The organism is Flavobacterium tistrianum (genome assembly GCF_003254545.1).
Classification (GTDB): Bacteria; Bacteroidota; Bacteroidia; order Flavobacteriales; family Flavobacteriaceae; genus Flavobacterium; species Flavobacterium tistrianum.
Map to the genome: position 1 here is coordinate 1 of NZ_QJRH01000049.1, position 20,524 is coordinate 20,524.

Sequence of the window (20,524 nt, forward strand, 5' to 3'; positions counted from 1 at the left end):
ATGCGGACGGAGATGCGCTTTCGATTGCTTCAATCAACGGAACGGCGCTTACAGGCGGAGTTCAGATCATAGCGGTTCCAAACGGAACGGTAAATATTTCAGCCTCGGGAGCAATTACTTTTACGCCTGCGGCCAACTATAACTCAACTGTACCAATCAGCTTCCCATACGCGGTTACCGATGGCACATTGACTTCAACAGCCAATATTGAAATCACTGTTACGGCAGTGAATGATGCTCCAATTGCAAATGATGGTACAAATAACGCAATTGCGTCAACAGCAGGAGCATCATCCATCAATGCTTTGACAGGAAGTGATATTGACGGGACAATTGCCAGCTATACAATTCTGAGCTTACCGGCAGACGGTATTTTAACGCTGGCAGGCAATCCGATTACAGTGAATCAGATTTTAACGCCAGCAGAAGCGGCAATGGTATTTTATACTCCAAGCGGAACTTTTTCAGGCAATGCATCATTTACTTTTACAGTGACAGATGACTTGGGATTAAAAGCGCGGCTGCCAGGGACAATAACCATTCCAGTTGGCAATAATGCTCCAGTCGCAAACGATGATACAAATACGGCAATTCCGTCTAGTGCTGGTGCAACAGCTATTAAAGCTTTATCAGCAACGGATACAGATGGAACGATTGCAAATTACATTATACTGAGTTTGCCATCAAACGGTACATTAGCTTTAAACGGTTCGCCCGTAGCTGTTGGCCAAATTTTAACACCGGCGGAAGCAGGAATGCTGACTTACGACCCAAGCGGTTCTTTTTCAGGAAACGATTCATTTGCCTTCACGGCAACAGACAATAGTGGAGCTGTAGACGCAACGCCTGCCGTAATTACAATTCCTGTTGAAAAAAGAATGATTGCTGCTGTTAAGGATGAAGCGGGGCCTATTACAGGCATTAATGAAATAGTTAAAGTTATCAATGTTTTAGACAATGATAGATTAGACAGCAATCCATTAACACCTGCTGATGTTGATCTGAAGGTATTAGCCCCAGATCCAGCTCAAGTGTTGTCATTAAAGGCAGACGGAACGGTTGAGGCAGCTCCAAATGCTCCTGCAGGAACGTATACTTTGACTTATGAAATCTGCGAAAAAGCAAATTCAGGCAACTGTGCATCAGCTTCAGTTACAGTTACTGTAGCGGCTCCAACTATGACAATCAAAGCAGAGAGCTACTGTCTTAATAATGCTCCTTATGTGTCTTACAGTGTAAAGGCAGATAATTTCACGCCATCTGGTTTACTGACAATCAACTGGATTGACAGCTCTAATCGTGTTGTTGCGACACAGACAGGAATGCCTTTAAATGGCAATGTATTGTGGCCGGGTGCAGCAGTTGACGGAAATAATATGCCAACCGACTGGCCAGGATGGATATTGGCTAATGGACAATGGGTTGAAGGCAATGACGGATTTGAATCGACAAGACCTGCTGTTACAATGCAGTTCAGCTTGAACCCTACACAGTCATTGACTGTAAATTATCCTTCGGCAGCATCAGGCTGTAATGCTAGACCCCATTTTGGAATCAGTGCTGGAAATGATGATGATTTTACCACTGCAGACGGAATCAATGGTTCAGTGGAAGCAATCAATGTTTTAGCAAATGATAAATTAAATGGCCATCCGGTAAATCCTGCAGATGTCATTCTAACAGCAGAAAAATTCCCGCAAGGAATTACATTGAATCAGGATGGAACTATTGACGTTGCTCCAGGAACAAATGGAGGCGATTATATTTTAACATACCAAATTTGCGAGAAAGCAAATCCAGACAATTGCAGTTCGGCAACTGTCCGCATTTTTGTTGAAAAACCGTCAGTTTCCCTTGTTATGAAAGCGAAACTTAACGATGAAAACGGAAACGGAAATGTTGAGGCAGGCGAAACAGTGACTTATACTTTCACTGTTACAAATACAGGAAACACGACTCTGAATAATCTGCTGATTTCTGATATTCTTCCAGGGATTACAATTACTGGAGGTCCAATATCATTGGGTGCAGGACAGAGTGACAGCTTGACTTTTACTGGAACTTACACGTTAACTCAGGCAGATATAAATGCAGGCCATTTAACCAATCAGGCAACAGTTTCAGGAAGAACGCAGAGCGGGATTGTTGTGACGGACCAGTCTGATTCTGAAAATTTAAATGGAGATAATCCGACAGTTATTGAGCTGAACGGCTGCAGCATAAAAATTTATAATGCGGTTTCTTTAAATGGCGATGGTATGAACGAGAGATTCTACATCAAAGGAATTGAGTGCTATCCAGACAATACCGTGCAGATTTACAACAGATGGGGAGTTCTGGTATTCGAAAGGGACCATTACAACAATAATGATATTGTATTTAAAGGCTATTCAGAAGGAAGAACAACGGTTAAAGGATCGGAAGGACTGCCTGAAGGAACTTATTATTACATTTTGAAGTATAAGGACAATGCTTCTAAACCAAATCAGGAATCAGGATACCTTTATCTGGCTAAATAATATTTCCATATAAATAAAAATGGCTCGGCCATAGCTGAGCCATTGTTTTAAAAATATATAAATGAAAAAAATAATTTTACTATTATTGTTCTGTTCTGCAGCTGGTTTTGCACAGCAGGATGCGCAGTACACACAGTATATGCACAATACAGTCAGCATCAATCCTGCCTATGCTGGTTCTAGAGGCGTTATGAGCATTTTCGGGCTTTACCGCACTCAATGGGTCGGTCTTGATGGAGCTCCTGAAACAAGCACTCTTTCATTAAATGCACCAATTAGCAGCAGCGCTTTAGGATTGGGTTTCTCTCTGGTTAATGATAAGATCGGCCCTACAAGCGAAACTGATTTTTCAGCAGACATTTCCTATTCTATCCAGACATCGGCTGAAGCTAAATTATCTTTCGGGATTAAAGGATCAGCTAATGTTTTTAATCTGGATCCGAACAAGCTGACTATGGAAAACCAAGGCGATCAGCAGTTTTCAAATTTTAAAAATAAGTTTACTCCAAACATTGGAGCGGGAGTCTACTATCATTCAGATAAAGGATATGTAGGTTTGTCGGTTCCGAATTTTATTCAGACAAACCGTTACAATGATAATGATTATGCCATTTACAAAGAGCGCATCAATTATTATTTAATAGCAGGATATGTATTTAATCTGGACCGTTATGAAGAGATTAAGTTCAAACCTGCAGCCCTTCTTAAAATGGTTGACGGCTCGCCGCTGCAGCTTGATGTTTCGGCAAACTTTCTGTTCAATGATAAGTTTGCGGCAGGTGTGTCTTATAGATGGAGTGCCGCTTTAAGTGCGATGGCTGGATTTCAGCTTAGTAAAAGTATGTACATTGGATATGCTTATGACCATGAAACAACCCAGCTGAGGCACTATAATTCAGGCTCTCACGAGATCTTTCTGCGCTTTGAGTTCATGAAAGGCTATAACCGAATCACATCACCAAGATTTTTCTAATTATGGACTTTAAAAAAATACTGTATACGATTATGCTGTCTTTTTGCTTTTTGAGCACAACAGCACAGAAAGCACTATTGGATAAGGCAGAAAAAGAATATGATAACTATGCCTATGCTGATGCTATAAGCATTTATGAAAAGCTGGCGGCAAAAGGGGTTGAAGATGAAAAAATGTTCCAAAGGCTAGGGAATGCTTATTATTTTAACGCAGAATTGCCGAAAGCGGCCCTATGGTACGACAGACTTTTTGCCCTCAACCCAAACCAGGATCCAGAGTACCTGTACCGTTATGCGCAGTGCCTCAAATCAGCTGGCGATTATGCAAAGGCAGATAAAATACTGGAACAGTTTAACAAGAAGAATGCGACGGATAGCAGGGGAATTCTGTTTGAAAACAACAGGAATTATCTGGAAGAGATACAGATGAATTCTGGCCGTTTTGAAATTTCTCCTGCTTTGGTAAATTCAGAGAGTTCAGACTTTGGAAGTGCATTTCTAGGGAATAATCTGGTATTCAGTTCAGCAAGGCAGATTGAAAATAAGGACGGAAAAACATTTAAGTGGACCAATAAGAATTTTACCAATTTATATATTGCCCCAATCAATCCTGACGCGAGTACAGGCAGTCCGGTTCTGTTAAACAAAGAAATCAATTCTAAGTTTAACGAATCGACTCCTGTATTTACTAAAGACGGAAAAACCATGTATTTTACCAGAAACAACTATTTGGACGGGAAGCGCGGCAAGGATGATAAAAATATTACGCTTTTGAAATTGTATAAAGCAAGTTTAATCGATGGGAAATGGACCAATATTGTGGAACTTCCTTTCAATAGCGATAAATATAGCACAGCACACCCAGCCCTAAGTCTAGATGGTAAAAAGCTATATTTTGCATCTGATATGCCGGGGACTCTAGGCCAGTCAGATCTATTCTGTGTCCTGATCAGACCAGACGGATCATATGGCAAGCCGGAGAACCTCGGCCCTCAGATCAACACAGAGGGACGAGAAACCTTCCCATTCATTTCAGAAGACAATGAGCTTTATTTTGCAACCGATGGGCGTCCGGGACTTGGTGGGCTTGACTTAGTGGTTTCTAGAATCCTTGAGAACGGAAGTTTTGACCAAGTGCAGAATATTGGAGAACCGATAAATACAAAGTTTGATGATTTTGCTTTTATTATACATAGCAGCAGCCGTAAAGGATATTTCTCTTCAAATAGAAAAGGAGGCATGGGGAGCGATGATATTTACAGCTTTACAGAAACCAGAAAACTTGTTTGTGAGAGAACTTTGAACGGAACCATTTCTGACAGCAAGTCACAAATGCCTATTGAAGGAGCAGCGGTTACGCTCTTTGACCAGAACAGTCAGGCAGTTGAAACAGTAGAAACAGGAAAAGACGGAAACTACAGCTTTAAGGTAAACTGCAGTAAAAAGTATTTAGTGTCAGCAGTTCGAAAAATGTATCCTCCAAAAGAGAACATAATTACAATTGGCACTGCACTTGACAACAGGTTAGATCTTACCCTAGAGAAAGAAGAGATTGCTGCTATAGCGATTCCAGCGATAACGACAGTTAAAGTAGGAACGGATCTTGCTAAAACGCTTAACATCTCTATGATTTACTTTGATTTAGGAAAATGGAATATTACAGATCAGGCAGCCATTGAGCTGGAGAAAATCTTAGCTGTTATGCAGGAATATCCAAATATGAAAATCGATATTCGCTCGCATACTGACAGCCGTTCTTCGGCTCAATCTAATATGGTTTTATCAGATAAAAGGGCAAAATCCATTATGGCATGGTTTAAGACAAAAGGCATTGCCGCTGATCGCCTTAAAGGAAAAGGGTATGGTGAGAGCAGGCTTCTTAACAGATGTAAAGATGGAGTTAAATGTTCAGAGCAGGAGCATCTTAAAAACCGCAGAAGCGAATTTTTGATTTCCTCCATGTAAATTGGAATGCAGCTATGCAGCTTGGATTTGGCTGGTCTTGAAAATGTTGGCCGCAGGCCTGTCGATTTCCAATTTAAAGATATTTAAAACGTAAATTTGGAAGATTGCGTTTTATGGACAGCTCTTTCCGCACTGATTATGCGGGAAGAGTTTTGCCTTTAAAGAGCCTAAAAGCCCCATTTGGGGCTTTGCGCTTTTTTATTGTTATGGATAAATGGCAGACTCTAAATGCAATAAATGGAAAAATATTTCTAATCTATTTATCCTAGTAGATTAGTATACAGTAAAATAAGATTTTTTTTGCCAAAAATTCAAAAAAAATGTTTCAAGCTTTAAGTATTTTGCATATAATTCATTGAGAATAATTAATTATTTGTAATTCAGTATTTTGGAAGTAAATTAATGTTAAATTATTTATAATTTTGCGCCTCGAATTTAACTAGGGAATAAAATTACCAAATGAGTAAAATAACATATACAGCAAAAAAAATATTGCTTACCGCTCTATTAATGGGGGGCGTTACCTATGCTGCCAATAGGGAGGGAGACTGCACTTTAAAAATAGAAACAGGAGATGGAAAAGCGGTCAGCTTTACCCTAAATCCTGCGCAGGAAACATCTGTATTGATCTACGACCAGCAGCATAATCTGATTTATGAATCGCCAATAGGCAGATTGGACGTTTTAAAAACAGTCCGTTTAGGAGAATGCCCTTCAGGGATCTATTATATGGAGGTGGCCGGTAAAGAAAAAACTAGAAAACATAAGATCAGGATTTCAAAGGATCTGAAGAAGAGCAGAATGGAGGAATCGGTAAATTATAGTCCGTCTTTGCGTCGATAAAATTTTGCCCTAAATTTTAGACAGCTCATAATTTGAGCAATTATGCAGCAGCTCATTTTTTGGGCTGCTTTTTTTACCTTTTTTGCATATCTGATAATATGGCTAATGATTAATGATTAATGATTTAAAAGCATAATATGAAAAAGCTGTTTTTGAAAAATTGGATTCTGATTTGCTGTTTCTTTCTATTTATGGCGTTAGCCATACTGATGCAAGGCGGCTGGGCGCTATGGGATTATTGGTCTGCTGGCGGCAGATGGCACAATTGGAATGTTTTGATTGATTTGTTTTTGATGTCGCTTCCCCCCATATTTTTTATCTGCATACTCAATGTTTCATTTTTCATGATAACAAGCGATAGGATTTTATCAACAATCGTTACCGCATTTATCCTAATGGCATCCTGCCTAATAATTGATACAGAAATATTTGCCAATAGGGAAAGGGGATTGCAGGTATATGAAAACATTTGGAATGAAGGGTTTTGCCTGGCTGCTCGGCCAATCTTTATTACCGGGCTGATTTTCTCCTATCCGCTTTTTATGATATCAAGAAGAATCGCTTTTTGCACTGAATGCTGAGCACTTGCTTTAGGCTCAGGATGCAAGTTCCGTAGTAGCCTTTGCTATTATATGAATGTCGCTGAAAATTACTGTATTATGCGAATTTTAACATTTTTTGTTATATTTTTGTTTCAAGTATTGTATTAAATGTTCTCTTAAGCACATTACCGATGGTGTTTTTGTAAGATTTTAAATTGTAATTTTCTGCACCTCATTTGCACCTCGAGATTGCTGAACCCTTATGAAGTGAGGAAGTTAATTTTCGGAACTATGGCTTATAAACAGCTATATCTTAACTGGCTAGAGCTTCTCTCTGTTTTTTTTTATTTCAGCCACAAGATCCAAAACAAAATTTACTTTAGAGTAGGTTATGTCCTTTTTTATTTTTTGGCTGATATAGTTGTTGATCCAATTGATATCCTTCTGCGGAATTAGAAGGGATGTTGCAATTAATGGCGGCCTTTTGTCTTTTTTCATTCTTCTGTAGAACCTTCTCTCAGACGCTTCGCCGGAGGTGATTCGGGGATGCTTTTTTTTCAGGAATCTCAGCCCGTCTTTAAATATACGTTTGAAATTATACCTGACATCGGATTGGATTTTATGGCTGATTTCTGAAAACAGGTAGGCATACGATTCTTCGGGAATCTGCAGGCTGAAGCTCTTTGTCTGATTTTTGGAGTTGGCCGCTTTCGGATTGCCGGTCTTGATCTGCTTTGTCATAATCCAAAAAAAAATGAAGTTATACTGTTAGTTCAAAATTAATGTTTTTCCTAATTCTAAATTAGGCTATTTTTAATTTTTAATGCGCTGGGAAGATTTTTGCCAATAATGGAGCATGGGCGGAGCTTGGCTATTTGAGAAAAAAACAAAGCGGGCAATCAGTTTTTTTCCGTTTTGGGCTGCCGGTTTACGCGGTTTGCAAATATGCAGTCTGAAGCTAAAATAAAGGCATTAATTCGTTATTCCTCTATCTGCACAGGCAGCCCTAGGTAATATCTGATATTCTAAGTTCCCTTTAATTTTCTTTGTTCTGATTGTTAAGCCCAGTTCATTCATATATTTATTTACTGTAAAGCTTGAAATTTCATATCCCATATTCTGAAGTTCGGCTGCAATCCTTTTGCTGCCATAGCGCTTCTCATAAGCATGGAATATATTGGCTATTTCTTCCTGAATTAAAATTTTTCTTTTTTGCCTTTCGGAAAGCAGGGGATTTTTCCATTTATGGTAGGTAGCCCTGTTTACTTCCAAAACACTGCACATTAATCTTATGGAGTATGTTTTTTCATTTTCCGCAATGAAGGAAAAGAGTTGGGCTCTTTCTTTAAGGAGAAATCTGCCCGCTTTTTTTAAGATTTCAAATTTAAGATTTGTTTTTATTATTTTTTTTTCAAGATCATGGATCTGCCGGTCTTCTGGACTTAATTTAAGTCTTCCAAATCCTGGAAAACTTCCGCTTCCATATTTGAGAGAGTCCTGCCGCCATCTGCATAATGTGCATCTGAGAATGCCAAGTTCTTTTGCTGCTACGGCAATATTGCCTTTTTCATAACTTAGCGCAACTGCTCTGTTTTTGAAATCACGGCTAAAAACTCTTTTTCTTTCTTTCATATTACTAGTTGATCTTTAGCGGTCCGATTTTTCATTTATGATCAAGGGTGCATCTTCTGATTTGATTTGAGCGGCATTAAATTCTTCTATTGTCTGATAATCCAATGAAGAGTGTCTCCTTTTTTTATTATACCAGTTTTCTATGAAATCAGATATTTCAGCTTTAAGCTGCATATGGGGAAGCAGTTTTATTCTATATATCAGTTCTTTTTTTAATGAACTGAAGAAGCTTTCGCATACGGCATTATCCCAATGAGTCCCTTTTCTGCTCATGCTTCGCGTACAGCCATATAATTCTAATTTTCCAGAGAAAGCTTTGTTAGCGTACTGAACCCCTCTGTCGGAGTGAAAGACCATTCCTTCTTTAATTTTTCTATTGTTCACGGCCATTTCCAATGCTGGCAGTGTGGTTGCGCTGGTCCGCATTGTGCTGCTGCAGCTCCAGCCGATTATCTTCCTGTCGTATAGATCCATTATGATGGTCAGGTATAGGAATCCTCGATCAGTTTGGATATACGTAATGTCGGAAACCCAAACTTTAGATGGGGAATCTGTTTTAAATATGCCGTTAAGAATATTTTTGGGAACATAATTATTATGATTAGAATCTGTTGTCTTTTTAAACTTTCGAGTGGTTATGCGGCGCAACCCCAGCTCTTTCATGTAAAAAGAAACCCGACTTTCTGATATTGCATATCCTAGCGCTTGCAGCTCTCTGGTAATTTTGGTTTTTCCGTACTGTTTTTTATGATGGCAGTAAATTGAAGCGATGTCTTTTTTTAATGCAATTATATTTTCCCGCCTCTCGGAAATGCCACGCTCTTTCCATTTGAAATAGCCTCTTAAACCAATTTCAAGGACTTTGCACATTTTTCTAATAGAATACTTCTTTTCATTATTCTTTATGAATTCATAAATTGTCGACCTGTTTTGGAAAAGATAACTGGAGCCGTCTTTTAAGATTTCATATCTTAATTCGGATTCTCTGCATTCTTTAGAAAGTTCAAAGCGTTTTCTGTCTTTAGGGAGGACTCTAGCATAACCGGGACCCTGAAAACTTTCAGAGCCATATTTTTCATATTCACTTTTCCATCTGGAAAGCGTGCAGGGGAGCACCCCAATTTCTTTTGCAATATCCTTTAGCGTTCTTCCTCTGTAATGTGCTAAAATAGCGTCTTCTTTAAATTTTCGGTCAAATTTTCTTCGCTTCTCTGCCATTTTTTAAAAAGATTTTGGTTGGTAGATCTCAATTTTCGAAGTTAGCGTACTTCTTGGCCGCTAAAATAATCTTTACAGTTTGGACTTATATTTTTTTATCTTAAAGTTTGATTCAAAAGCATTTCATGTCATGAATAGAGGAATTTGGCCAGCATGTGGAGATGCGACTGCGCTATTGCGGGAAAGTGTATTTTCGTTTTTCATTTGAGAATTTTCATTCGTGATCAAATAGTTTTTTTAGCTTAAAATTAGAAAGGAGATTTATAAACTTACTAGAAAGACTCTTTTAATTTAACATTTATTTTTATATTTTTGTTTCAACTACTAGGTTAAAAGTTCTTTAGAAAACCATATTATTCTGCAAAATTATTGGACACATTATTAATGGTTTTTTTGTAAGATTTTAAATTGTAAATTTTTGTACCCTATTTGTACCTCGACATTGCTTAAGCCTTATTAAATAAGGAAAGTTAATTTCTGTATTGGCAAGTAGAAATAAGAAGTGAACAAAGAAAGCAAAGCGGTTTGAAGATTCATATTTTTAATGTATAGATTACTCAGCGAATATATTCCTAAAAAAAGATAACAATTATGCAGATTACAATATATAGGATATAAAGTAAAGGAAAGAATAGCTTAAAAAAGGTATTGATTCTAATAGTTGTTTGATTATTTTTAGAATAAGCATAAGTGAAAATTATCGTTATTAATGTTAAGAATATTGATATGTAGCCAGATATAATTATCAGTTCAATAAAAGTATTATAAGGCAATGCCGGCAATAATGACGAAGTATAAAAATTGAAAGTTACCATGGTAAGCATCAATGTAAAAGAAATGTTTAATTGGTTTGCAAAATCTTTGACCCAAAAAACTAACCACGAGGCTACAACAAGAATCCCTATCGGTAACATTACTTTCCATATATAATATTCTATTTTTCGCTGCGCATAAATCTCAAAATTACAGCGTGAAAATATTTCTCCTTTTTTGCTTGCACTCAGATGATTGTAAATCATTTGATTGACATAATCTTTTTTGCCTAAAATGTTCCATTCTTCAAAATAGGAGGAATCCAATACTTTTGGAAAAAGTTGCGGATTGACAAAAATCAGATCATTTTTTTCCATCGAAAATGATTCTAGCTGTATTGTAAAGCATTGTCTGTCGTTTGGATATTTATGAAAATCCATATTAGATGTAAATCTTCCATGAAAACGTTCGTTGTAAACTAGCGTTTTGTCAGGATTAATGATTAATTGCTTATTAATGATTTCGCGATTGCCCAGAATATTGATAAATTCAAAAGAGGGAACTGCAATTGTTTCAGGAAATTTTTCATTTTCATATATAATCCTAGTTTTGTTATTTTCATGAATCCATTCAGAAACAGAGGCATCATGCCATAGAAGCACTAAATAAGCGTCTATCATATAAGTTTTATTTACAGAGTTGATATCATAAATTTTATTAAGATGAATCGACACGGTAACTTTAAGAGGATTTGAAGACTCTTGTTTTCTGGATAGTTTAGCTTCTGTAGAATATATTGATACTAAAAAGAATAGTATGAGATAGTAAAACTGTTTCATAAACGATAATTGTTTAAGTTTTGATATACATTAATTAGATCATCGCACAAGTGGGATGCCATTGCACGGTTAAAATTTTCTTTTATAACTATTCGCATTAGTTTTTCCGGTTCGAAATTTCCGGGGCTATCATAAACTGGAAGCATCCAATTTCTTGCCTTAAGATGTAATTGAAATTCATTAAGATCTATTGAATTGTTCAATTTTAATTTAAAAACAACTATGGGCAAAATAGCTTCATCAACAACCTCAAAATAATCAGATTGACTAAGCTTTTCTCTAATGATTTGCGCTATTTGACAGCAGTTTTTTATTATTTTTTTATACCCAGAGATACCGTGCTGAAGTATCGAAAAATATTGAGCCAAAATCATAGAAGCTCCTTTAGAATAGTTAAGGGTAAAGGTTTCTATTGGTTTTTCAAGATAATGTGAAGAAAAAATTAAGTCTTTTGGCAAAAAAAAAGCATCTCTAAAAATGAGCCAGCCAATTCCAGGATATACCAATCCGAACTTGTGCCCCGAAAGATTAATGCTTCGAACCAGTGGCAAGCTAAAATTCCATTGAGATTTGTGCAGTTTTAAAAAAGGAAGCACAAATCCGCTAATGGCTGCATCTACATGTATACCAATATCCCAGTTATTTTTTGAATTGATTTCTGATAATTTGCTATTGAGTTCTTCAATAGGATCTATACTTCCTGTATAGGTATTTCCTGCAATGGCACCTACACAAATGGTGTTTTCGTCTATACTGTTCAATATTTCTTCTAAAGGATAACTGTGTAGAGCTGAAACAGGAATTTTTCTTGGTTCAACATCAAAATATAAAGCAAACTTATCCCAGCAGACATGTGCATTGCCACTGTAAACAATATTCGGTTTTGAAGTGTTTAAATTTAAGGACTGCCGTCTTTTTTTCCAGTTCCATTTGTGAGCAAGCAGAGCAAGATGTATTGCCTCTGAAGACCCCAAGGTTGATGTTCCATTTATAGATTTGCGATTGGGTACATTTAGCAATCCTGAAAGTATGGCTATAATTCGATCATGAATTTTTTTGGTCTGTCCGTATTCGCCATAATCAATGAAATTTTTGCCTATCTGTTCTAAAATAAGCTTGTCGGCATACGAATTCATTACGGTAGTGCTAAAACTGCCAAGATCAAGATGTACGTTTCCATCTAGAGCAAGTTCTGAGCAGATTGCTTTATAAGCTTTTGCTGGCTTGTTTCCTTTTTTGGGAAAGATGTTAAGTGAATTTTTACTATTCTTTTTCATGAGAATATGGGGTTTTGATCTTAAAAAAAGAAATATCCGTAAAAGAGCAGGGTGGGAATATTTCGATATAAATGCTAAAAATTAATTTCAGGCTTCAAAAGGAGATGCAAAAGAAACTATAGATGCGCAATTGCCTGAATGTTACCGTAGAGAACATCAGCAGCAAAAGCGCAGGCTGCGGCAATAAAAAGGTTGTGCAGGAATGTATCGTCTATAAGGAAAGGAGCAAATACTTTTGTATTGATTAATATTATTGAGCTTAAAGCGCCAAGTAAAATTGCCAACCAGTAAAACGGAATTTTATTGGCTGTTAAAGTGTTGTTGTCGATTTGCTTAATTAGTTTTGTAATGAAATACAGCATTGCACCAAAAAAAGCTGTAGCCACAATATAAAATTGGTTTATAATAAATAATGCAGTCTCTGTAAAGATGTATTTGTCTGTAAAAATATCGGATTCAATTACAGCATATCCAAAACTGGCAAGCATAACACTGATTATGGCAATTGCGATAAATTGGCGAAATATTTTGATTCTTAATAAAACAACTCTTTCATTTAATCTATCGCGATATTGATTGAGATAATTTATGCTTTTTGGAGTTGCAGGATGTATCGCATCTTTTAGCATTTCATGCAAAACTATTTTATGGGATAGTTTTTTGGTTTCTGCCATTGAGCCAATGTCTGATGTTATTTTTTTGCCTTTTCTAACATTGTATTGTAACATTGTTTCAATCTCTTTTTCGATTAGATTTTCAAAAGGCATTTTAGCATCTGCGATAGGTAGTGTTTTAATTTCAGCCGGAATAAAAGCATCTTCTTCAATAGGTTTTACGATTATAATTTCTTCAGGAGTATTATCTAACTCTAATTCTGAGATTCCTGAAGTGTAACCAGAACGATTTTTTATTTTATTATATATTGCATTCATAGATCTTCCTTTTTAATATTATAAAGTTGTTCCTGTATAAAAGTCAAGCAGCTTTGCCTGAGCAATAGTTTCGTATTTAAGTACAACAGCCTGCAATGCATTCTGCTTGTTCCAATTTCGCAGTACTAGATAAGCTTCGTACGTAGAATTTCCATCTTCCAGTTTTTTTGTGCTTTCGTTTAGTAAAAGAGTTGTTTTTTCAAGAACAAGAAGTGCATTTTTATAGTCAGTTTCTTTATTCTCCAATTCATTTATAATAAAATCAACAGTATTTAATAAGGTCCTTTTTTGGTTTTCGAGCTGTGTTTTTTGATAGTTAAAATTGATAACGGCTCGTTCAATATTCGCATTCTGGCCTTTTAAATTGAATACAGGTACAGTAAAATTTAACCCTAAGTAATACTGAATTCCAGATAAATTATTTCCATTGTTAATGGCATAGGATGCATTTGTCTGAAAGCTTAAAACTGGAGAAAGAAAACTTTTTGCAATAGCAATATTTTTTGCCGCAACTGTAGTCTCTAACTGATTCTTGCTTATTTCGGGATCTGCTAGAATTGCTTTAGGGAACGCTTCTTTAAGCTCTCGGTATGTTGGTATAAAAGGAGGAATTTCTTCGATATCAAATTCGGTTGAATTATCTAAGTTAATAAGCTGCTTAATTTTTAATAATGCCAGTTCATACTGCATACTTAAAGATTCGATTTCATTTCGATCCTGTTGAAGCATTGCTTCAAAAAAAGTTTTGTCTGCATTGGTAAATATGTTTTTATTTGATAGTTCATAGCGCAAGTTCAAAGCCTTGTGATAAAATCTAATGTTAACAAGAAACTGTTCTCTTTTGGAAAGCGCATCTGTGTAAGCATATAAAACCTGAAGTTCAATATCATTTTGGGCACTAGCAATATTAAATTCACTTTTTAGGGCTATCATATTAGCTTTTTCAAGTTCATATCTTTTTCTAAATCCAGCATATAGGATAGTGTTGGCTTCTAATCCAAAACTAGAGAACCATAAATAGTCTGCTTGATTTCTAGAATAAGAGGGGTTTAATACTGCACTGAATTGAGGAAGGTAAAGTGCTTCAATATTCTTTTTATCTTCTTTATAAGTTGCATTTAATATTGTATTCTCTTCTGCCTTAAAACTTCGTTTTCTGCCATAGGCAATACAATCTTTAAGAGTCCATATTTTTTGAGCCATTAATTTTGGAACTAGGCACAGCAGGGCCAGGCAAATTAATGCAATACGTTTTTTCATGATAAATGATTTAAATGAAAACTAGTTCTTTGCTAACTCATCTAGGTCAATGAGATTTAGTCCGCCGATGTCTACTTTTTGTCTGATTTCACAGTTAGGATAGGGAACGCCATTTTTAAGAGCAAAATCGGCTATTGCATAAATGCACAATTCATCATCAAGCGATAGCTTGTTAATACAGGTTTTATACTGTATTTCTTGTTTGTTTCCCTTCACAATAATTATACTTCCCATATTATTATACTTTTAGTGAATAGATTTCTGTTAACCTCTTTTTACATCCGGATGTTTTTTTTGAGGAACTCTTTTGGAGTTTTTAAATTTTAATTACTTATTGAAATTAAGTTCTATTGCTAGTCACTAGCTGTTTGCTTTTTTTGTCGAAATAAGTAATCTTAATAATCTTTGGCGTTCCATCTGGATTTTGAACAATATAAAAGTGGAATGCCGTGTTAGCAGAATTTCTTCCTGTAAAATGTAGACAGAACCCGCCTGCTGGTAAATCTTCTGCTTGATGCGTGCCTTGCTCAATTGTATAGACGTCAGCTGAAGCTACAACTGTTCTAATAAAATCGGCGGCTAAAGGATCTGCAAAATGAGGGTTAGCATCACTAAATGCTTGTTCAATTAACAATGGTGTCAACGTATCAAGAAAAGCTTGATATGGACCATATTTGCTAACATACTTTGCTATGGCCGTGTTCCAGCCAGGTTTAAAATTAAGTGCCATAATGTTTATATTTAAAAGTTAATAATTCATGTTATACCACACTTTTTACCAGATAGTCATTGATCCTTAAAAAAGATTCTGACGGATCTCCGGCTTCAAATGTTATTTCAACGTTTGCAGTAGCTTGTTTTTTTCCAAAAATTCCACCGCCACCTCCCATATCAATATCCAGACTTGGTCCATTATTACTATCGCTCTGTTCGACCTTAATTTTGCCAAGACCAACTTTAAACTTTAGTTTGAGTTCTTTAATTTTGATTGCCGATGGTGGCAAAAGACTCAATAAAGGAACACTTAGCGTTGTCATTGCTGCAGGATCGTCATCAGGATCTAGAGTTGGTACATGAAGTTCTTGCACAAGCGGTTTTCCATCTTCGTCAAAATATTTCGCAATTTGCATGATGTGCTGCTCCTCGGTTAATTCCTGAGCTTTTAGTACTGCACTGTGGATAGCCTGTAATAAATGGTCAAATCTTTGTTGTGACATGGTTTGTTTTTTTATTATTATTTTTCATCCAGCCAGTATGGCTTTCTCGTAAAACCTACGTGATAGGTTGTGCTCTGCATGTTAAGTTCATGCTCTCCCAGCTTAAAACTTCCTATGGAAATATCTTTTCCTATTATTGTTCCTTTAGGATGTTGCGATAGACATTTATTAAGCAACACCAATTGATCTTCCCGCATTTCGTCTGTAAAAGGCGCACTTGGATTTATAGATCCTATGGTTATCTTTTTTATATATCGTATATCTGCGATTGCGATCTTTTCTGATTTATTTGGTAGCATACAATTGGTGTTAGATTACTTAATCAATTATTCATTTCCTTTTTCTGAAGATGGCGTGCTTTCACTGCCATCTGCACTAACTAGTTTACCTTGTTCTTTAGGTTTGCCATCTTCGCCTCTTTCAATTTCGCCGTTAGCATTTGGTTTATAAGCCATAATCTGACGTGGTTTAGCGGCATCATTCATAATGTCAAGCACTCTTGCTAAGCCTTCGGGCATGCCATGATTGGTTGCCTTTACTTCTACATGATATTTGGCAGAATGATCTGTTGAGCGTGTGTTTTCTTTGCTCGATGAAATAGAACCCGAAACGCTTGCATTGATAGAGAAAAAAGCAATTTTTGCACTCATCGAGGCACTAAACTCTCCTTTAGAAGCAGATGATTCAACAGATTTCGTAGAGCTTTTAACCTCCATATCAAAAGTGATGTCAACCAAATCTACTTGCAGGTTCGGAATGGGTACAATGGCAAGCATTGGCACCTTCATTTTAACTTCTTCAACAGTAGTGTTTCCTTCTTTATCAAGTCCTGGGCGTTCAAAAACAAAATCTACCATTCGTGCAGGACCGGGAACTATAAGCCCTTCTGCATCTTTTACTTTCTCAAAACCAATATCATTAATAAATGCTGCTGTAGCTTTAGCCAAATCGGTATTCGATTTTACAGCGGCTGATAGTGGTCCACCGATCAGGTCCTCCATAGGAAGGCCTTTAAATTGATCTCCAATGTTCATAATAATTTTTTTAAAGTGTTAATAATTAAGTTGTAAAGTCTGATTCCTCCAATAGTGTATAAGTAAAAGAATTACCATACAGACTTTTAGATCTGTTGCAGATGCCCATAAAGAATTTGAAATCGGCTGCTTTTTTGAAAACCGTGCATCCGGCAGACCATTTTTCTACCGTTTGTGATTCTGTGTCCGGATTGCTACGATGAATATTAATTCCGAAAATGCCTTCGTGATGAGGTCCTGAAAAGTCCAGTTTACCGTCTTTATTAGCGTCTCGCCATACTTTTACAGGGGCTTTTTGCACCAATGCTTCATATTGCCCTTTATGTAGTCCGACTTGATGTGAGCCTTTGTATTGGCCTGGAACCAAAATAGCAGTACCGCTCACGTTTAATGGATTTTGCAACCAAAATAATCCAGGATCTGTGGTAGCTGCAAAATAGAATACTTGCAATGTAAGGCTGTCGTCGCTAAAGATTAAACACAATGTGTCATCAAAAGAGTTGGCGATTACATTTTTACTTCTAATACCTATAATGTTTAGATTGTAAGGTTTTTTTGTGTCAAAAAACGTATATCCTTTCTTAGCATATACGTTTTGGATTTCATTAATAGATGGTTTCATAGTCCTATTTTTTTATTTGATAGTTTGATTATCAATTATTTATAAGGCAATATTACTTCGGTCTAACAGATTTTTTTCTTTTTATGGCACGAACGGTAAAGTTTTAGTTATGAACGGTTTAAAACATATTATGTAGGATTTTATTTCTTATTTTTGATTTATTGTATAACCCCAAAAACAAATCATAATTATGACTATTAAAGAAATTAATGTTGAAAAAGGGATTCAGACATCCGTACAAAAAAAGCAGGATTTGAATCAAATTGTTTTTTTTAATGCTACATTCAAATTAGATCAGTATTGCGTAAGCAGTTCGCGTAGAATGTTTGAGAGCAGAAATTGTCTGCATTTAAAAACAAAAACAGCACGGGAAATACCTATTATTATGACGGCATACATTGGTTTGCCACGGCCATTTTATTAATGGTTTGTTTTTAGAATCAAAGAAAATTGATGTCATATACTATAAAATTTGGTTAGAAATGAAAGTATAGTTCCTGATTTATAGTTGTGATTAAATAAAGACATGAAAAAGAGGAAACTTTAAGGACTCAATATTTCATTGCTTAATGGATACTGAATTGAAATCAGCTGTTTAATTTTCAATAGCAAGTCTATTGAATTCTCAAATAATATTTTTATCCAATACAAAAAATAAATGTGATAATGTTTGCCATTATCTCAATCATAATATTTATACCAATTCCCTGAAAGAATGGCGCTATAATTTTTTTAGGAAATTGTTACTGATATTTTCCATTTTTTTAAGCTTAGTTTCATTTCTGTTTGAGATTCCTCTGCAGGCTTTCCTTCTTTATATTATTTACTTTTTGAGCTCATCAACAGTTTGGTGGAGGATTTTGCATGCTAATTTTTTAAAAATTAAAAAATGGCTTTAAAATCTTGTGCCTGTAAATAGATGGGCTAAAGCATTGTTGGCTTGATATAGAACTTTTAATCAGCCGGATTTTTCGGGGAGATTTTAAAGGTCATAATAGAGATGGTAATCAATGTATTTATAATAATCAAAGACATGAAAATATGAAAATAAGAATACTAATTATAGAAGATGAAGCTTTACAGGCACAATCTTTAAAAGAGGCCCTCGAAGAAAGAGGATATGAGGTTACAGCTGTAGCCAATAATTTAAAAGATGCATTGGGATATTATTACGCACAAAAACCAGATATTGTTATTGTAGATGTGTATTTGAACGGCAAGCCAGACGGAATTGTATTTGCTCAGCGAATAAATGAGAACCAATTTACATTAAAACCTTTCGCTTTTTTAACAAGTTCCATAGACAGAAAAACTTTTGAATTGGCCAGAATTACAAATCCATATTGTTATTTAATTAAACCTATTAATGTTCTTGAATTGGAGTTTGCTATTGAGCTTGCTATTGAAAAGTTTATGGACATGCAGGGTGTCTTTTCAAGGAGTCAGTCAGGAGCCATTATAATGGATGGCTTTTTTTTGATTAAAAGAAAAGACACATTAGTAAAGGTATCTTTCAATTGTATAGAATACATCTATGTCGAAGGAAAATACACTTCGATTATTACGAGAGACGAATCATTTTTGACTGAAATATCCTTGAAACAGATTCAGCAAAAATTACCAGATAAACAATTTGTACAAATACACCGTAATCATATGGTCAATCTAAATGTCATTAAAAGAATTCATATTTCTGATAACCATATTGAATTATTATCTGGCAAAACAGTATCTATGAGTCGAAGATTTAAAGAGAAAATAGGAATGCATTACTCGATTTTGAAGTAAGATTAGAAGCTGTTAGAAACGAATTCTTAAAGATGCCTTCTCGTCATATCTTTAATAAAGTATTCTACTTTGGATAAATGAAGTGAATTTTTGAAAGTTATACCTAAAAGGTCGTGACGGCAAGGTGGCTTTCAGAAAGATGCCTTTCCATATATTACGGAAAACCGTAGAATTTCATGAGAAGCTTTCTTTATGTTTGCCTAAAATAAAACTATTTAGCCATGATAAAAACATTATCCCTTTGTATCATATTCTTTTTTAGTGCAGTTGGATCCAGCGCGCAGAGCGGTAAACTGGTAGCAAGCTGTTGTGATGCAAAACTAAAAGAAGCGGGAAGATGCACCGGAAGTGCTTACTGCAGTGCGTGTTCAAACTGCAGTAGGTGTGCTCACTGTTCCAATGGTGGTAGCTGTGGTGTATGCGCTTCGTATTCGCCTCCTGTTAGATATACAGCTCCACGCACAGCCACTTCTTTAAAGAGTAAGGTTGCAAGTCCGTCTAAAAAATCAGGTGCAGTTTCTTTTACTTCTCAGCAATCTGTTGAATCCAAAGAAAAGAAAGTGCCAGCGCGTTTAAAATCGACACTTGCCTATCGTCCGGAAGACATGTTAGCAGTTAATTCTGAAATTTTAAATCTTAGAGAGGGACCTGGGAGTGAATATGATATAATAGAGACGCTTAAGAGATATGATATCTTGATGGTTATCGCAATTGATGGGGAGTGGCTACAAGTAAAGGTAATCCAATCTAGTAATTTTGGATTTGTGAAGGCGGAGTATGTATATAAGATGTAAGAGGGATAGTTTGTAGTTTGAATTATTTGTATTATGATTGGATGAAGTAATGTCATTTCAAATAAATAGAGTTTAAGCGTTCTTTTAATTTAAGGAACAGGCGAGAGTTCTTTATGGAAACGTAATATAATTACTAATGTAGTTGAGAATTTACTAAAATATGTTTCTGTCAAATGATTTTTTTAGAATAAAAACATATATAAAAGAAAAATCTTACTTTGTAAAATAAATTTATAATATCTAAGTTTTATGTTATCAGCGCGTTAAGAAAAAGAATGGAAAAAGAATGGAAAAAGGCGATAAAAAAGCTTGCGCAA

General features: G+C 35.8%; 21 protein-coding genes. 8 read left to right on the plus strand and 13 right to left on the minus strand.

Features of this window, described 5'->3' with window-relative positions; all coding sequences use genetic code 11:
• The 5 genes from DMB71_RS00550 to DMB71_RS00570 all read left to right on the plus strand — a co-directional run.
• A partial coding sequence (locus tag DMB71_RS00550) for an Ig-like domain-containing protein (RefSeq protein WP_162614741.1) occupies positions 1-2,519 on the plus strand: 2,519 nt, incomplete at its 5' end.
• Between the two features lie 61 nt (positions 2,520-2,580).
• Positions 2,581-3,492 (plus strand): PorP/SprF family type IX secretion system membrane protein, encoded by a 912-nt coding sequence (locus DMB71_RS00555; protein WP_111362767.1) that lies wholly within the window; start codon positions 2,581-2,583, stop codon positions 3,490-3,492.
• A 2-nt stretch (positions 3,493-3,494) separates the two neighbouring features.
• A complete protein-coding gene (locus tag DMB71_RS00560) occupies positions 3,495-5,456 on the plus strand; it encodes an OmpA family protein (protein WP_111362768.1) in 1,962 nt (653 codons plus the stop codon).
• A gap of 510 nt (positions 5,457-5,966) precedes the next feature.
• Entirely contained in the window at positions 5,967-6,299 is a 333-nt protein-coding gene (locus DMB71_RS00565; RefSeq protein ID WP_162614742.1) for a secretion protein, read from the plus strand.
• Between the two features lie 137 nt (positions 6,300-6,436).
• A complete protein-coding gene (locus tag DMB71_RS00570; protein WP_162614743.1) occupies positions 6,437-6,880 on the plus strand; it encodes a hypothetical protein in 444 nt (147 codons plus the stop codon).
• Between the two features lie 282 nt (positions 6,881-7,162).
• Here DMB71_RS00570 and DMB71_RS00575 read toward each other — a convergent pair whose 3' ends face one another.
• The 13 genes from DMB71_RS00575 to DMB71_RS00635 form a co-directional block, all read right to left on the minus strand.
• A complete protein-coding gene (locus tag DMB71_RS00575) occupies positions 7,163-7,582 on the minus strand; it encodes a hypothetical protein (RefSeq protein ID WP_111362773.1) in 420 nt (139 codons plus the stop codon).
• 231 nt (positions 7,583-7,813) lie between these two features.
• Positions 7,814-8,473, minus strand: a complete 660-nt coding sequence (locus tag DMB71_RS00580) for a transposase (RefSeq protein ID WP_111362775.1) — start codon at positions 8,471-8,473, stop codon at positions 7,814-7,816.
• A gap of 15 nt (positions 8,474-8,488) precedes the next feature.
• A complete protein-coding gene (locus tag DMB71_RS00585; protein ID WP_111362776.1) occupies positions 8,489-9,691 on the minus strand; it encodes an IS3 family transposase in 1,203 nt (400 codons plus the stop codon).
• A gap of 572 nt (positions 9,692-10,263) precedes the next feature.
• Positions 10,264-11,283 (minus strand): ligand-gated ion channel, encoded by a 1,020-nt coding sequence (locus DMB71_RS00590; protein WP_111362778.1) that lies wholly within the window; start codon positions 11,281-11,283, stop codon positions 10,264-10,266.
• Positions 11,280-12,560 (minus strand): glutamate decarboxylase, encoded by a 1,281-nt coding sequence (locus DMB71_RS00595; RefSeq protein WP_111362779.1) that lies wholly within the window; start codon positions 12,558-12,560, stop codon positions 11,280-11,282. The genes DMB71_RS00590 and DMB71_RS00595 overlap by 4 nt, the downstream gene beginning before the upstream one ends.
• Before the next feature lie 116 nt (positions 12,561-12,676).
• Positions 12,677-13,492 carry a hypothetical protein gene (locus DMB71_RS00600; protein ID WP_111362781.1) on the minus strand — a complete coding sequence of 272 codons (816 nt, stop codon included), beginning with the start codon at positions 13,490-13,492 and terminating at the stop codon, positions 12,677-12,679.
• Between the two features lie 18 nt (positions 13,493-13,510).
• Positions 13,511-14,695 carry a TolC family protein gene (locus DMB71_RS00605; RefSeq protein WP_162614744.1) on the minus strand — a complete coding sequence of 395 codons (1,185 nt, stop codon included), beginning with the start codon at positions 14,693-14,695 and terminating at the stop codon, positions 13,511-13,513.
• 78 nt (positions 14,696-14,773) lie between these two features.
• The gene (locus tag DMB71_RS00610; RefSeq protein WP_111362784.1) at positions 14,774-14,986 is read right to left on the minus strand and encodes a hypothetical protein; all 213 of its coding nucleotides are present in this window, start codon (positions 14,984-14,986) and stop codon (positions 14,774-14,776) included.
• A gap of 106 nt (positions 14,987-15,092) precedes the next feature.
• Positions 15,093-15,482 (minus strand): hypothetical protein, encoded by a 390-nt coding sequence (locus tag DMB71_RS00615; RefSeq protein WP_111362786.1) that lies wholly within the window; start codon positions 15,480-15,482, stop codon positions 15,093-15,095.
• Positions 15,483-15,513: 31 nt separating this feature from the next.
• Entirely contained in the window at positions 15,514-15,969 is a 456-nt protein-coding gene (locus DMB71_RS00620; RefSeq protein ID WP_111362787.1) for a DUF2589 domain-containing protein, read from the minus strand.
• Positions 15,970-15,986: 17 nt separating this feature from the next.
• Entirely contained in the window at positions 15,987-16,268 is a 282-nt protein-coding gene (locus DMB71_RS00625; protein WP_111362789.1) for a hypothetical protein, read from the minus strand.
• Positions 16,269-16,295: 27 nt separating this feature from the next.
• Positions 16,296-17,003: a DUF2589 domain-containing protein gene (locus DMB71_RS00630; protein WP_111362790.1), complete on the minus strand. Its 708-nt coding sequence runs from the start codon at positions 17,001-17,003 to the stop codon at positions 16,296-16,298.
• Between the two features lie 25 nt (positions 17,004-17,028).
• A complete protein-coding gene (locus DMB71_RS00635) occupies positions 17,029-17,625 on the minus strand; it encodes a hypothetical protein (protein ID WP_111362792.1) in 597 nt (198 codons plus the stop codon).
• Between the two features lie 190 nt (positions 17,626-17,815).
• Here DMB71_RS00635 and DMB71_RS00640 point away from each other — a divergent pair, with 190 nt between their 5' ends.
• From DMB71_RS00640 to DMB71_RS00650, 3 genes are all read left to right on the plus strand, one after another.
• Positions 17,816-18,049: a hypothetical protein gene (locus tag DMB71_RS00640; protein ID WP_111362794.1), complete on the plus strand. Its 234-nt coding sequence runs from the start codon at positions 17,816-17,818 to the stop codon at positions 18,047-18,049.
• Positions 18,050-18,666: 617 nt separating this feature from the next.
• The gene (locus DMB71_RS00645) at positions 18,667-19,413 is read left to right on the plus strand and encodes a LytR/AlgR family response regulator transcription factor (protein WP_111362795.1); all 747 of its coding nucleotides are present in this window, start codon (positions 18,667-18,669) and stop codon (positions 19,411-19,413) included.
• Positions 19,414-19,634: 221 nt separating this feature from the next.
• Complete coding sequence (locus tag DMB71_RS00650; protein ID WP_111362797.1) at positions 19,635-20,207, plus strand: SH3 domain-containing protein; 573 nt, start codon at positions 19,635-19,637, stop codon at positions 20,205-20,207.
• The last annotated feature ends 317 nt before the right edge of the window (positions 20,208-20,524 follow it).

Excerpts from the sequence above, each read along its gene's own strand:
- DMB71_RS00555 (WP_111362767.1), top strand. The coding sequence starts at position 2,581 with ATGAAAAAAATAATTTTACTATTATTGTTCTGTTCTGCAGCTGGTTTT.
- DMB71_RS00560 (WP_111362768.1), top strand. The coding sequence starts at position 3,495 with ATGGACTTTAAAAAAATACTGTATACGATTATGCTGTCTTTTTGCTTT.
- DMB71_RS00565 (WP_162614742.1), top strand. The coding sequence starts at position 5,967 with ATGGGGGGCGTTACCTATGCTGCCAATAGGGAGGGAGACTGCACTTTA.
- DMB71_RS00570 (WP_162614743.1), top strand. The coding sequence starts at position 6,437 with ATGAAAAAGCTGTTTTTGAAAAATTGGATTCTGATTTGCTGTTTCTTT.
- DMB71_RS00575 (WP_111362773.1), bottom strand. The coding sequence starts at position 7,582 with ATGACAAAGCAGATCAAGACCGGCAATCCGAAAGCGGCCAACTCCAAA.
- DMB71_RS00580 (WP_111362775.1), bottom strand. The coding sequence starts at position 8,473 with ATGAAAGAAAGAAAAAGAGTTTTTAGCCGTGATTTCAAAAACAGAGCA.
- DMB71_RS00585 (WP_111362776.1), bottom strand. The coding sequence starts at position 9,691 with ATGGCAGAGAAGCGAAGAAAATTTGACCGAAAATTTAAAGAAGACGCT.
- DMB71_RS00590 (WP_111362778.1), bottom strand. The coding sequence starts at position 11,283 with ATGAAACAGTTTTACTATCTCATACTATTCTTTTTAGTATCAATATAT.
- DMB71_RS00595 (WP_111362779.1), bottom strand. The coding sequence starts at position 12,560 with ATGAAAAAGAATAGTAAAAATTCACTTAACATCTTTCCCAAAAAAGGA.
- DMB71_RS00600 (WP_111362781.1), bottom strand. The coding sequence starts at position 13,492 with ATGAATGCAATATATAATAAAATAAAAAATCGTTCTGGTTACACTTCA.
- DMB71_RS00605 (WP_162614744.1), bottom strand. The coding sequence starts at position 14,695 with ATGGCTCAAAAAATATGGACTCTTAAAGATTGTATTGCCTATGGCAGA.
- DMB71_RS00610 (WP_111362784.1), bottom strand. The coding sequence starts at position 14,986 with ATGGGAAGTATAATTATTGTGAAGGGAAACAAACAAGAAATACAGTAT.
- DMB71_RS00615 (WP_111362786.1), bottom strand. The coding sequence starts at position 15,482 with ATGGCACTTAATTTTAAACCTGGCTGGAACACGGCCATAGCAAAGTAT.
- DMB71_RS00620 (WP_111362787.1), bottom strand. The coding sequence starts at position 15,969 with ATGTCACAACAAAGATTTGACCATTTATTACAGGCTATCCACAGTGCA.
- DMB71_RS00625 (WP_111362789.1), bottom strand. The coding sequence starts at position 16,268 with ATGCTACCAAATAAATCAGAAAAGATCGCAATCGCAGATATACGATAT.
- DMB71_RS00630 (WP_111362790.1), bottom strand. The coding sequence starts at position 17,003 with ATGAACATTGGAGATCAATTTAAAGGCCTTCCTATGGAGGACCTGATC.
- DMB71_RS00635 (WP_111362792.1), bottom strand. The coding sequence starts at position 17,625 with ATGAAACCATCTATTAATGAAATCCAAAACGTATATGCTAAGAAAGGA.
- DMB71_RS00640 (WP_111362794.1), top strand. The coding sequence starts at position 17,816 with ATGACTATTAAAGAAATTAATGTTGAAAAAGGGATTCAGACATCCGTA.
- DMB71_RS00645 (WP_111362795.1), top strand. The coding sequence starts at position 18,667 with ATGAAAATAAGAATACTAATTATAGAAGATGAAGCTTTACAGGCACAA.
- DMB71_RS00650 (WP_111362797.1), top strand. The coding sequence starts at position 19,635 with ATGATAAAAACATTATCCCTTTGTATCATATTCTTTTTTAGTGCAGTT.